The sequence below is a fragment of the Gelidimonas diazotrophica genome (assembly GCF_055694025.1).
The window spans coordinates 1390408-1404307 of the sequence record NZ_CM146349.1 but is presented as its reverse complement, the minus strand read 5'-3'; the positions used below and the strand labels follow the sequence as shown (position 1 = coordinate 1404307).

9 protein-coding genes are annotated in these 13900 nt (G+C 53.4%); 1 reads left to right on the top strand and 8 read right to left on the bottom strand.

Annotation, left to right across the window (positions count from 1 at the left end):
• Positions 1–11 precede the first annotated feature (11 nt).
• The 8 genes from KGFNPO_RS06545 to KGFNPO_RS06510 all read right to left on the bottom strand — a co-directional run bounded on the left by KGFNPO_RS06545 (position 12) and on the right by KGFNPO_RS06510 (position 12770).
• Entirely contained in the window at positions 12–539 is a 528-nt protein-coding gene (locus KGFNPO_RS06545) for a cytochrome c oxidase subunit 3 family protein (RefSeq protein ID WP_472633734.1), read from the bottom strand.
• A 119-nt stretch (positions 540–658) separates the two neighbouring features.
• Positions 659–2059, bottom strand: a complete 1401-nt coding sequence (locus KGFNPO_RS06540) for a cbb3-type cytochrome c oxidase subunit I (RefSeq protein WP_472633732.1) — start codon at positions 2057–2059, stop codon at positions 659–661.
• 40 nt (positions 2060–2099) lie between these two features.
• Positions 2100–2612 (bottom strand): c-type cytochrome, encoded by a 513-nt coding sequence (locus KGFNPO_RS06535; RefSeq protein ID WP_472633730.1) that lies wholly within the window; start codon positions 2610–2612, stop codon positions 2100–2102.
• A gap of 267 nt (positions 2613–2879) precedes the next feature.
• Positions 2880–4307: a DNA recombination protein RmuC gene (locus KGFNPO_RS06530; protein ID WP_472633728.1), complete on the bottom strand. Its 1428-nt coding sequence runs from the start codon at positions 4305–4307 to the stop codon at positions 2880–2882.
• Positions 4308–4433: 126 nt separating this feature from the next.
• On the bottom strand, positions 4434–4853 hold the full coding sequence (locus KGFNPO_RS06525; RefSeq protein ID WP_472633726.1) for a group II truncated hemoglobin: 420 nt from the start codon (positions 4851–4853) through the stop codon (positions 4434–4436).
• Positions 4854–4875: 22 nt separating this feature from the next.
• Positions 4876–8616 carry an Eco57I restriction-modification methylase domain-containing protein gene (locus KGFNPO_RS06520; RefSeq protein ID WP_472633724.1) on the bottom strand — a complete coding sequence of 1247 codons (3741 nt, stop codon included), beginning with the start codon at positions 8614–8616 and terminating at the stop codon, positions 4876–4878.
• 386 nt (positions 8617–9002) lie between these two features.
• Positions 9003–11504 carry an ABC transporter permease gene (locus KGFNPO_RS06515; protein ID WP_472634407.1) on the bottom strand — a complete coding sequence of 834 codons (2502 nt, stop codon included), beginning with the start codon at positions 11502–11504 and terminating at the stop codon, positions 9003–9005.
• A 234-nt stretch (positions 11505–11738) separates the two neighbouring features.
• A complete protein-coding gene (locus tag KGFNPO_RS06510) occupies positions 11739–12770 on the bottom strand; it encodes an adenosine deaminase (protein WP_472633722.1) in 1032 nt (343 codons plus the stop codon).
• A 616-nt stretch (positions 12771–13386) separates the two neighbouring features.
• On the opposite strand from KGFNPO_RS06510, the gene KGFNPO_RS06505 reads away from it, so the two are divergent.
• The gene (locus KGFNPO_RS06505; RefSeq protein WP_472633720.1) at positions 13387–13869 is read left to right on the top strand and encodes a CsgE family curli-type amyloid fiber assembly protein; all 483 of its coding nucleotides are present in this window, start codon (positions 13387–13389) and stop codon (positions 13867–13869) included.
• Positions 13870–13900 lie beyond the last annotated feature (31 nt).

Sequence of the window (13900 nt, the reverse complement as noted above, 5' to 3'; positions counted from 1 at the left end):
AATAGAAAAATTCAGTGCAATACGTAAATCAACGGAAACAATATGATCCAGACCAGATCGACCATGTGCCAATAGGCTGCGCCGGTTTCGGCCCCGGCATGGTCAGTCGCGCTGTAACCGCCGCGCCACGCCTTGAGGGCAACCGCGCCCAGAATCACCATGCCGAGAATGACGTGCATGAAATGAAAAAACGCAAGAAACAGGTAAAACATAAAGAAGGTATTGGTCGACATCGTGATGCCGGCCTCGTACTTGGCGCCGAATTCGAACAGTTTGAGCACCACGAAAAAGCTGCCCAATACTATGGCTGCGACCAGCCAGCGCGCGCTGCTCTTGCCTTGGTCATGCCGGATGCACTCGACGGCTCTGACGACGAAATAGCTGCTGCTGATCAGTAAAACAGTATTGATTGCGCCGCTAACCCGGTCCAGTTGCAACTGGGAGGCATTGAACAATGCAACATCGCTGGTACGCGCAAAAGCGTAAGCCAAAAAAAGGATGCCGAACACTAGCAGTTCGGCAAATATGAAGAACCACATAGCAAGATCGCCTGATAATTCGCGACCGATCTTGCGTGGCATTGTTTGCACAATCGTATTCAAAATTAATATCCAGAACCGCCCGGGGCCAATTCACCTAACCGGGCGGAGATTCAGGCTTAGGCTACAGCGGCACCTACAGGGACATTGACAGTAACTGTGGCAGGCTTCATGAAGAAACTGATGATATACAGCACCAGACCGATCAAAAATACCACCCCAGAAATTTCACGCAACCAATAGAACAGCGTCAGCTGGTCTTGTGCCGCCATAAACGACAGTGGCTCGGCCGCCATACGCTGCAGCTTTATCTGCATAACGCCGGCAGCGGTCAGGCACAGGGTGATGAATACCATCGACACCGTCATCAACCAGAATGCCCACTTTTCCACAACCTGAGCACGTTGGCTGTTGGCTTGGCGACCGCGCATCAATGGCATCGCATAGCTGATCATGGTCAGAACCACCATTACATAAGCGCCATAGAAAGATAAGTGGCCATGCGCTGCAGTAAGCTGGGTGCCATGCGTGTAGAAATTCACCGGAGCCAGCGTGTGCAGGAAACCCCATACGCCAGCGCCCAGGAATGCCGTCACACCGGTACCCAACGCCCACAACACAGCAACCTTGTTTGGATGATCGCGGCGTCGGCGGCTAACCATATTGAACGCGAATAAAGTCATCATGAAGAATGGAATTGGTTCCAGAGCGGAAAATACACCACCCCACCATTGCCAGTATCCAGGTGCACCAATCCAGTAGAAGTGATGACCGGTGCCGATGATGCCCGAGATTAACGACATAGCGATAATCACATACAGCCACTTCTCGATGACTTCACGATCAACCCCGGTTACCTTGATCAGTACGAAGGCCAGCATCGCACCGAGAATCAGCTCCCAGACGCCTTCCACCCACATATGAACAACCCACCACCAGAAAAACTTGTCCATGACCAGATTGCTTGGGTTGTAGAACGAGAACAGGAAGAACAGCGCCAGCCCCCACAAACCAACGATCATCACCAAGTTGATGCTGGTCTTGCGACCACGCAGGATTGTCATCGACAGGTTGTACAACATGGCCAAAGCGACGATCACGATCCCAACCTTGGTCGGCAACGGCTGCTCCAGGAACTCACGCCCCATTGTTGCCAGCAGATTGTTACCGGTCATCTCGGCCAGTGTGGCGTACGGCACCGCCAGATAACCGACGACCGTCAGCGCCCCGGCCGCAAGAAACACCCAAAACATGAATATCGCCAGTTTCGGGCTATGCAATTCTCGCTCGGACTCTTCGGGAATCAGGTAATACGCAGATCCCATAAATCCAAACAACAACCAGACGATCAGCAGATTGGTATGCACCATCCGCGCCACGTTGAACGGGATTGCCGGAAACAGGAAATCCCCAATGACATACTGCAGTCCCATGACCAGACCAAAAAGGATCTGTCCTGTGAAAAGAGCAATCGCCGCTATGAAATAAGGCTTCGCGACTGCCTGTGATTTATATTGCATTATTTTTCTCCGCTTGCTTCATCTTGTCTTGATACCGTAATCAACCCTCGATATTCGGCGGCCAATTGTTAGTATTAATTTCGGACGTATATTTCAGAAAATTCGTCATGTCATCCAGTTCCGCATCGGTCAGATGAAAATTCGGCATTTGTCGGCGTCCTGGCGCACCAGTCGGCTGAGTCTTGATCCAGGCCTTGATGAATTCGGGGCCGCGGCGTTTATACACATTTCCCAGCTCCGGTGCAAAATACGCACCTTCACCCAACAGCGTGTGGCAGCCAATACAGTTGCGCGTCTCCCAAATATGCTTGCCGCGCACTGCAGAATCAGTCAAATTTGCGCGATTATCACGTTTTGGCAACGTAGTCATCGTGTCGAAAGTTAATGCCAGAAATAGCAAAAAGAAAAATACCGAGCCGCCATAAAAGATATTCCTGGCAGTCGATTTTGTGAATGCTGAGCTCATTTTGTGTAAAGTCCTTTCATAGTGATCCGCAAAAAAAACTTGTCTGCAGTTGTTTGTGTGACGGCAGCGTGATGCTGACCTGGCCATGATTTTTTAAGAAGTACACATAATACATGTATTAAATGCGATCAATAATAAATTTTTTCGAACAAGGCATATGAATTTTTAGTGCGATTAATTTAATGATGCCCGCAGTAAGGCCAAGGTTTGAGTTATGCATCGATCGCTGTGAAGCTTTTTTTAATCAAAATTTTGCAGCATGGCACGGACAGGTACTGGCCGTATCACACTTGCAATGGTAAATGTGGGAGAAGTAATCCTCCATTGATACCTATCAAGAAATTTCTGATCGAATTATTCTGCGGATGCTGAAAGGTTGTCGCTCTCGCCTGCTAATAATTGCTGTGCCAGATCGGTCGGCAAGGCTTCTACCGATTTGAGCTTGCGGGTCATCTGGCGGGTGCGGGTTTCGGCGCTTTCGATATTTTTTGCTGCGCGTTCCAGCGTCGCTTTAGTGGCGGCCAGAACTTCGCCGAACTTGCCGAACTCGGTCTTCACCGCGCCCAATACTTGCCACACCTCGGACGAACGCTTCTCCAGCGCCAGCGTGCGAAAGCCCATTTGCAAGCTATTCAGCAATGCCGACAAGGTCGAGGGGCCGGCTATGGTGACGCGGTGCAGGCGTTGCAATGTATCGGCCAGACCGGGGCGGCGCATGACTTCGGCATACAAACCTTCGGTCGGCAAAAACAGGATCGCGAAGTCGGTGGTCAACGGCGGCGACAGATATTTCTCGGCGATGGTTTTGGCTTCGCCCAATATCGCCCGCTCCAGTTCGCGCCCGGCCGTGGCCACGCCCTCGGCGTCGGCCCGCTCGGCGGCTTCGCTTAAACGCTCGTATTGTTCCTTTGGAAATTTGGCATCGATTGGCATCCAGACCGGCGTGCCACGATCATCATTACCGGGCAGCTTGATGGCAAATTCAACCCGCGCGCCGGTACCGGGAATGGTTTCCACGTTCTTCGCGTACTGCTCGGAAGTCAGCATTTGCTCCAGCAGCATGCCCAGTTGCACTTCGCCCCAGGTACCGCGCGATTTGACGTTGGTCAGAACGCGCTTCAAGTCGCCCACGCCGATGGCCAGCGTTTGCATCTCGCCCAGCCCTTGATGCACTTTTTCCAGACGGTCGGACACCAGCTTGAAAGATTCGCCCAGGCGTTGTTCCAAAGTGGCGTGCAGCTTTTCATCCACCGTTTTGCGCATCTCTTCCAACCGGCTGGCATTATCAGTTTGCAAATCCTTGATCCTGGCTTCCAGCGTGGCGCGCACTTCGGCCATGCGCTGGGCGTTGGATTCTGTCAGGGTCGTCAGCGACTGATGAATCGTGTCGCCGAAACGCTGCAGCGAGCCGGACTGCTCCTCGCGTCCGGCTTGCGCCTGCAACAGCATGGCTTGGCGCATCGCTTCGAGTTGCTGGCCGAAAGCGTCGATCTGCTTATTCTGCACCGTCGCCACGCTGGTGAGCTGGGCGGCGAAAGTCTGGTGGAACTGCGCAAAATTATGCGTCAATTCTTCCCGCGTACCCTGGGCGGTTAGCTGCACCTGGGTGCGCAATTCGCGCTCGGTGCGCTCGCTGGTGTTTTGTTGATGTTGCTGTAAATTGTGCTGCAGTTGTGCGATCTCCGGCCCGATGTCCGCTGCGCGCCCGCGCAACAACAGGAGAATTTGCAAAATGACGATGACTGCGGCCAGCAGCAAAGTGATGAATTCGGTCTGGATCATGAGATGGGTACACGTAAAAGTGGGAGAGAATAAGTAGGTCGGGTTAGCGGCTTTATCGCGTAACCCGACATTTGCTGCGTCATCATGTAGGGGCACGGCATGCCGTGCCCCTACCGTGTCGTGCCCCTACGCACCATGCACCGGGCATTCTGCCTTGTTGCGCATCCAATCAGCGGTTCTAAAGAACGATTCCATCAAACGCAATTGCAGCGCATCCTCCACGTCCCTGTCTTGCATCGCCCACGCCATGCAGCGTAACCACTGGTCACGCTCGTCTGACGCAATCGGAAACGGCAAATGGCGGGCGCGCAAACGCGGATGGCCGATACGCTCGACGTATAAATCTGGGCCGCCCATCCAGCCTGATAAAAACCAGTACAGCTTGTCGCGCGTGTCATCGAGCTGGGTCGGGTGCAGCTTGCGGATGCCGGAAAATTCCGGCTCCAACTCCATCAGATCATAAAAACGGTCTACCAATTCGCGCAACTTGGTAGCGCCGCCAATCAGTTCGAACGCGGAGGTTGTTGGGGATTCTTCAGTTGTCATAGATATTGGTTATGCATGTTCTTTAGTGTAGTAGCGTCAAATACTCTGGGCGCTTACCCGCCATCACCTTAAAGCTGCGCAGCAAATGGGCGAATTCGGCATCTGTAATGCCGTAAAGCTGGGCGACCAGTTTATCGTTTTGCGCACGCAGGATATCTTGCGCCTTGACGCTTTGCGGCAGATCTTTGCTGTGAATATCAAACAGCACGGCAAGTTCGGAAAAATCATCCCAACTTGCAGCCAAACTCAGCAGCAGCGCATTTTTGGCAAGCAAGGCGTAATCAGCGTTGCCGCGAATTTCGTCGTCGCTCGGTTGCGGCATAGGCAAGCGGTAGAGATAGGTTTTATTGACAGTAATCTGAATCATGAAGCGCGCCATCCAGTCCATAGCCAAACTGTTGAACCACGCCAAAGCAAACAACAGGCGCAGCGGCGAAACTACTTGCGTCGTTACACCCTCGTCCACACTGCGCACATAGGTTTTCGGAATACTGACGTTAATTTTGTTCCCGACACCAATGTTTTTGGATAGAAGTGAAAAAATCAACGTGCGCTCATCGGTGTCGCGGGCAATGTCACGAAACCCCAGTCGCAAAAATTCTCGGTCGTAACGCACCGCGTGATCGTGCTTGGCCGCCTCGGCCTTCGGCAAGTCCAAGTCTTGCGCCATACGGTGCAGCTCTTTGCTTGTCAAGCGTTCGTCAAATGCAGCGGCGTCGAGCCAGTATTGCGGCGTATCGTACACATGACTGTATTGCCAAATCATTCTTCCTTGATACAGCGGCAGCATGCCTGCGGCCTCTTTTTCAATGAACAGGTCTTTGTCGTTGGTCATATCTAACTCGCGCCGAAAATCCAGCCAGTCGCTGGATAGTGGCTCGAACGCCCCATAGCACTTTTGCAGAATAGACAAATCTGCGCCGTCGCGCAGCTCCATCAACGCCCATTGCTGTGGAGAAAGCGCTTTCAGCGTTTCTAAAGAATAGGAAATATGGCGCTCTTTATTGTTCAACTCAGCAGGATCAAGCACATAAAAGGCCGTGTCGATAACCTTGTCTTGCACATCAATGGGCCCGCTGTTGACGACCTGCATCAGAGCGAATTTATAGCGCGAATCTACATCTGGAAAAATACCATTTCGATTTTCAAAGCTATAGAAAAACGGCATATGGCACTGCGTAAAGATGTGCCGACGCAAGGCTGCGGAGCCTTCTTCAAACATCAGTGCGCTGGGCAACACGTAATTGAGACTTCCCCCTGAGGCGAGCAAGCTAAGGTTGCGCTCAACAAAGAAACGGAACAAATTGCCGTCGCCAGCTCCTTTGTTGAGCGGGAAAGCGGCTTTGTAATAGCCGTTGGTCACTTCCATATTGCGCTGGGTGGCTTGATAGGCGGCGGCGATGTGCTCGCTCTCCAGCAGCCGCTTTTGCACAGCAGCTTTATCAGCGTTTTTCAGGCTGCGGTAATTGCTGTGATACTGCGGAAAAAAGTCGGTGTCGGAAAACTTGGTTTTATCCCACGGCGGATTGCCAATAATGATGTCAAAGCCTTTTTTCTCCCGTGCAAAGGCTTCGGGAAAAGCGACTTCATAGTGAAAAAAGTGATAGCGCCGCGCATAATCTTCCACTTGCTTGAGTGCGAGGCTTTTGTTTTTGGTTTCGTCGAATAACTGGGTAAGCAGGTCTGGAGTTTTATCGAGTGCCTGGCACGCTTTGCTATCGCCTTCGGCCAGCATGGCGCGACGGGTGCAAATAAAGCTCAACGCCCGCGACAGCAAATTGAGTTTAGGAGCAATGGTATTTTTCCAGAGTTCCTTGGAATGCCCTACTTCTTCCGCCGTGGTGTCGCGCATGGCATCGAGCTCGTGCATTACGCTACGCAGTTCGTCAAAGCGGGAGCCGAGTTTTTCGACAAACATATCGTCTTGCTTGACTTCGGTGGCGTTGTATTGAATGAAGTCTTGCACGCTGGCACCCATCAATGCATTGCCATGCCGAACGTGATGTTCAATGAACGACAGCGGCGTGCCAAAGATAAAGCTATCCATCCATAAAGACAGACGCGCCAACTCGACGGCAAAAGGATTTAAATCAACACCGAAGATGCAACGTTTGAGCAAGGCGCGCTTGAGTATTTGTGCGTCATCGGGCACATAATCCAGATTAAGAAAGCGCAGTTGCCCGGCGATTTTGGTGCGTTCGCCCGCCACGAGTTGCTGCAAGTCGGCGTCCGTGTCTAATCGCGCCAGCGCCAAATCGGTCAAGTAGCCCAGCGCCTCTACCAAAAAGTGGCCGCTACCGCAGGCGTTGTCGAGAATCTTGAGATCCATGAACGCTTTGCCACCAGCGGCAGCGGATGCAATAGCGTGGTCGATGCTGGCTTTCACCAGCGGCTGCGACAAGACGGCCGGCGTGTAATAGCTGGCCGTTGTTTTACGTGAATTGCTGGCACTCTTGAGAAAAACATCGCCTTTTAGGACGCTGATCTCACGCCATGCGCGATACCCTTTTTCTTTTCGGATATTAGCTAAGTCGTAGGCATCATAGTAAGCCTCAACGGTTTTGCCTTTGGTGGCGCTACTTTCAAATTCGAGGTAAACAGCCGTCTCGGTGGCGCGTTCAAAGCGGAACTCCAACAAGCCTTCGTAAATGCGGCCTAAGTGGGTCACGCTCATGTTTTTGAAATCGCGCCGGGTATCAAAAAGGGTGGTGCCGCGGTTGGTCTTGAAGAGCAATTTTTCAAGCAATTGGTGCAAGGTCGCGTTGTCGAAAATTTTAGGCTTGAGTAGCAAGGGCGCACGCGCCGGATCAAACAAGCCACCGTTGAAAAGTGGAATGTCGATATCCTCGGCACCTTCATCCAGCATTTCAAAGAGTTGTTTAAGAGCGTACACGCCGTCATGCAGATCGCCGCGATCCGGTGACTGGGCACGCAAGGTTTCAAAAATATGGGCCAGGCTGTAACGCTGGTAGAACAGATGCTTGTGCAGCAGATCGTTGTTTTTGTCCTCGAAGTACACCACGAATAGCAGGCGAAATAGCAGCACCACACTGTTTTCATAGACACTGGCAAGACTGGTTTTGGGATTGGCTTTCTGGATCGCCCGACCCATGATTTCAAACAGTGAATTCTCTCCCGCATAGCCGTAAATTACAGCCTTGAGGTTTTCTTCAACCTCTAGCGTGAAGTCGCTGGAAGCGGAAATGGCTTGTTCAATGGCGCTGACTTGACCGGCTTCTGTCGGTTGAAGATACGTATCTCGGCCAAAGAAAAAAGCGAATAATGCTAAACCTTGCGCTTTTTCCTCGACATTCTCGACCGCCCACAGACGTTCTAAATCGAACTCGATAAAAGTTTTTTTGGCAGTGATTTTATCGGTGTCATACACCCGCCAGATGTGGCCATTGGTTAAAAACCCAAATCGCACTCGCAAAGTGCTGAGGTAATCCTGAAGCTGGTGATGGGGATTTTTATCACGATCTGCTTTGCCGGTGTCGAGGGTTTTATCCCACGCTTTGGATTCGCAAATCGCCGTAATGAGGGTATGGTCCTTGCTAGCGATGAGCACGTTGTCTTGTTCGGGATGCACCAGCAAACACCAGTCGGGCTTGGCAAGTTTGCCTTGTACTGTGATGGTTTCTTGCGAGACTTTGGTCCAGCTTAACTGGGCGAGCAAGGGGCCGATAAATTTTTCTTCCAGCTGCGCCTCGCTACGGGCCGACAATCTGGAGACATCGAAATTTTCCTCCAGCCATGCTTGCAAATCGTAAGGAATCGGCTTTTCCCGTAATTCACTCATTTTTTTGGCAATGAAGCCATCATCGAGCAATGTATTGGTGAGCCAATGCTGGGGAAATAAGTCCACTGTATGTTCCTGTTGTGCTTAGATTAAAACGTGCGCCAGTTTGCGCCGAGATGTCGATGGCGGCATAGGATTTTTATTGTCATAACTCACGCAATACCCAGTAGTGCAGGCCTCCGTGCCTGCATTGGGTTACAGGGCGCAGGCACGGAGGCCTGCACTACGAGGTCTACACAATTTATACAGCCGTATTTTGCGTAAGTCCCAATTGTGTACGGTTGGATTAAAACCGCATTGCGTTCTTGCCGGATACGACAAGTGATTCCGTAATGCGCTCCAACATTTCCTCAGGCGTCACGCAAGGTTTCCAGCGGCGGCCGGTTCAGCACATTGCGCAGTCCGAACCAGCCGCCAATGAAGGCGCACAGCGCACCGACGAAGATGCCGGCCAGCCAGACTACCGGATTGAAGCTCCATTCGAAATCGAACACGAAGGTAGCCAGTGCCCAGCCGACTGCCGCCGCGCCGCTGGCAGCCAGCAAACCGGCCAAACTGCCGACCAGCAAGAATTCAATCCATTGCGCCCGCGATAACTGCTTGCGCGTCGCACCCAACGCGCGCAACAGGCTGGACTCTTGCATACGCTGGTCCTGGGTGCCGACCAGCGCCGCATACAACACCAGCACGCCGGACGCCAGCGTGAACAGGAACAGGAATTCGACTGCAGTAATCACCTGATCCAGCACCGTCTGAATCTGCCGCAGCACGCTGCCCAGATCGACCACCGTCAAATTCGGGAAATCGCGCGTCAAGTCATTGACGAAATTGCCCGCTGCCGGCGGCAGATGAAAGGCCGTTATCCAGCTCTGCGGCATATCGGCCATCAGCTTCGGGTTCAGGATCACGAAGAAATTGACCCGCATCGAACTCCAGTCCAGCTTGCGGATGCTGGTCACCGGCGCTGCCACTCTTTGGCCGGCGATCTCGAAAGCGAGCGTGTCGCCCAGTTGCAGGTTCAGGGTCTTGGCCAGCCCTTGCTCGACGGACGCTTCGGGTTTGCTGTCGTCGTACCAGCCCCCGCTGACGATTTTATTCAAGGGCGGCAAGCCTGCCATGGTGGACAGATTGAATTCGCGTTCCACCAATCGTTTGGCGCGCTCATCTTCATAACCTGCGCCATCAATGGCTTTGTCGTTGACTTCGATTAGCCGGCCGCGAATCATCGGATACAGGGTTGCACCCTTGATGCCTTGCTGCGCGAAACGGGCATCGATCAGCGCTTTCTGTTCAGGCTGAATGTTAATCACAAAATGATTCGGGGCATCCGGCGGCGTCGCATTGCGCCAGGCGCCGAGCAAGTCGCCGCGGACTACGGTCAATAACAGCAATGCCATCAAACCCAGTGCCAGGGCGACGATCTGCACCACGGTGGCCGCGGGGCGGCGTTGCAGGGAAGTCACCGCGAAGCGCCAGCTCTGGCTATTGATGGCGCCGCGCAGGCTGCGCAGCGATTTCAGAGCGAGCCAGCCGATCAGGGCGAAGCCAGCAAGCCCGAGCAAAAATGCCGCTGCGGTAATCAAACCCAGCTTGACATCCCCTGCCTGCCACAACAGCAGTGCGACAAACACCGCGCCGCCCAAGCCGTAAGTAGCCAGCGCCATCGGTTTGGGCGCTTCCTGTTCGCGCCGGATCACGCGATTGTGCGGCACATTGCGCAGCTGCAAAATCGGCGGCAATGCAAAACCGACCAGTAACAACAGGCCGATCGCGACACCCTGCAGCGCCGGCAAAATCGACGCCGGCGGCAATGATTGCGATACCAGTTGCCCGAGCCACTCCAGCAGCACAAAATGGGCGGCAAAGCCGGTCAGTACGCCCAGCAAACTGCCTGCCAAGCCGATCAGCAGGAATTCATTCAGATACAGCAGCGTGACTTCGTTCTGGGTCAAACCCAGGCAGCGCAGCATCGCGCAGGCGTCCAGGTGGCGCACCATGAAACGCCGCGCCGCCATCGCGATTGCCACCGCCGCCAGCATCGCCGACAGCAGCCCGACCAGCGACAGGAACTGGCCGGCGCGATCCAGCGTGGTACGCATTTCGGGGCGACCGGATTCCAGCGATTCCAGCGAGACGCCTTTGCGGTCATCGGTCTTGATGCGCTGCTGTATCCAGCTTTGGAAGGCGGTGACCGCCAGCGGCTCGCCCGCCACCTGCAAGCGGTAGGTCACGCGCGAGCCGAGTTGCACCAGATTGGTTGCCGCCAAATCCGTGGCAGCGATCATCACGCGGGGCGAAAAGCTCATGAAGCCCGAGCCGCGATCCGGCTCTGCGGCAATCAGCTTGGCAATTTCAAACACCTTGTCGCCTAGCCGCAGCGGGCTACCGACCGCAAGGTGCAAGCTGGTCAGCAGCACCGGATCAACCCACACCGTGCCGGCTGCCGGAATCGCGCGCGTGACGTTTTCCGGCCCATCGAATTGATCAAAAACCTTCATGCTGCCGCGCAATGGATAGCCGGTCGACACCGCCTTGAGCGCGGCCAACTGTGATACTGAATCGTTCCCCAGCCCTGCCGTTGCCATGCTGGGAAAAGTTACGGTATCGGCCAATTTAAGGCCACGCCGCTGCGCCTCGGCACGCCAGCCCGCATCGATCGGTTGATCGGCCCGGATCAGCAAATCGGCACCGATCAATTGCAGCGCATCACGCTCCAGCCCGGTACGCATGCGGTCGACAAAAAAACCGACCGAAGACAAGGCGGCAACGGCCACCACCAGTGCAATCAGCAGAAAGCGCAACTCACCCGCACGCCAGTCGCGCAACGTCATGCGCAAGGATTGCTTGAAAATCAATTCGTCAGCCTTTCAAATATTAACAGGGCACACAAGGGAAACGGCTAGCAACACGCCGCTGTAGTATTTATATACATACCTTTGTATGCCAAAAAACGATGCACTTGCCGCATATTAAATATGCGGCAAGTAAAAATACCCCCTATAAAGTAGGGTTGGTGCAACCCACATTTTTGACCGCACGCAAAGCGCGGGTTGTACCCGCCCGACAAGGAACGCCTCACAAGGAACTCATCCGCCCCAATCCGCCTCGCAGAAATAAACATCCACTTCTTCCAGATAACGCGCCCTTATTGCGTCATCCAGAAATGCGGCCTGAAAGCTGTTGCGCGCCAGTTGCTGTGCATGCTGCAGCGTCAACGGCAGTGCCTCGAAGATGGCGATGAAATTGTCATTTATAGTGCCGCCAAAATACGCCGGATCGTCCGAATTGACGGTTGCCACCAGCCCCGCCTCCAGCAGTTGCAGCAAGTTATGCGCGGCCATGTTGTCAACCACGCGCAGCTTGAGGTTGGATAACGGGCACACCGTCAGCGGCACCTTGTCCCTGGCCAAACGCTGCGTCAACGCAGCATCTTCCAGGCAGCGCACGCCGTGATCGATGCGCTCCACCTTCAGCACGTCGAGCGCGGTCCAGATGTAGGCCGGCGGCCCTTCTTCGCCGGCGTGGGCCACCAGATGCAAGCCCAGTTCCTTGCAGCGGGCGAACACGCGGGCAAATTTCTCCGGCGGATGGCCGCGCTCGGAGGAATCCAGACCGATGCCGATGAACTTTTCACGCCAGGGCAACGCTTGCTCCAGCGTCTCGAACGCGTCTTCCTCGGACAAGTGGCGCAAGAAGCACAGGATCAGCGTGGCACTGATATCAAACTGTTGCTGCGCCTCGGCACAGGCGCGGTGGATGCCGTTGATCACCACGTCGATCGGCACCCCGCGCGCAGTGTGGGTTTGCGGATCGAAGAAAATCTCGGCGTGGCGCACATTGTCAGCCCACGCCCGCGCCAGATAAGCGGCGGTCATGTCATAAAAGTCTTGCTCAGTTTGCAATACGCTGGCGCCTGCATAGTAAATATCGAGGAAGGATTGCAAGTCGGTAAATGCATAGGCGCTGCGTAACGCCTCGACCGAGGGATACGCCAGCGCAATCTGATTACGCTTGGCAAGCGCAAAAATCAGTTCCGGCTCCAGCGATCCTTCTATGTGGATATGCAGTTCAGCCTTCGGCATTTTTTGCACAATATTACGCAAGGTGTTGTTCATCATGAGGTTTTCCCGATTGGCGTAAGTGTTTTGGCATTACTGAATGCGCCATCATACCGGCAAAAAGTAAGCGGCTTATCCGCACCCCTCGATTGTAAAACCACGTCTTCCGGCATGATATTGGGACGTGTGAGGTTGCACCCGTATCTGATTGATGTAAAAAGCCCTGATTGCCGCTTTACTGAAATCCGACCGCAGCGAGCGCAAAGCGACACAAATATCAGTAGCAAGGCGACTCAGATTTCTTCTAAAAGCCGCGCAAAACTCCATCTGCATTGCATTTACTGCCGACCATCAGGCCCCGCCTATGCCCTATCCGGCGGGCGTCATTAATCTCTCGCAGAAATTTTAATAATTTCACTTGACAATATTTTACTCAAGAAATTTTATTGACATAAAACAAACATATTGTTGTCTTGAAAAATTGCATAAAAAAATCTTGTATAAAGAACACATGACAAATTTTTAACGAAATACTTGTTTCAATTGCAAGGCAGCAGTATAGGGAAGCACTTGCGTTAGTGAGATTCCAGTGTTTGATGTCCACCACTCCAATCGCAACGTGATGTTAGTAAAAAGGTGATGGCAATAGCCAGAAGAAGGAAGGAAATGAATCGATATGTCTCGTCTGATAACTGTAGCAGCTGCACTGATGACATGGATGACGCTGGCGTTTGCTGCGCCGGATCAAAACGAAGTCACCAACGACAAACTCACGGATACCAAAAACGGACTGGAAACCAGTGGCAAGAAAATCAACGGGGGAACATTACAAGAACAGTACGGCGGCATTGTCACGGATCAGACCATCACTGTGGCGGGCCAGGACTTCTATCAGTATTTCGTCACATTGTGGCGGGACCAGCCACTGAACGAACGCTTCGCCATCGCGATTCGCGAGCGTCCCTCTGCTCGCTGGGGCAACAAGGTCTCGGTCGAATATGCGCATCACAGGGTGTTCGAAGCAGTACTGCCAGCAAACCGCAGCAATATCAAAGCCATTAGCGAGCAGGCCGTCGAGATTGCATACAAGAACGTAGTAGATACAGAAACGCAGCGCCTGTTCTTTCGTGACCAGGACATTGGCCCGGATGAAATGTAAATCGATAAGAGATATGAGAATAGGGAGAGAA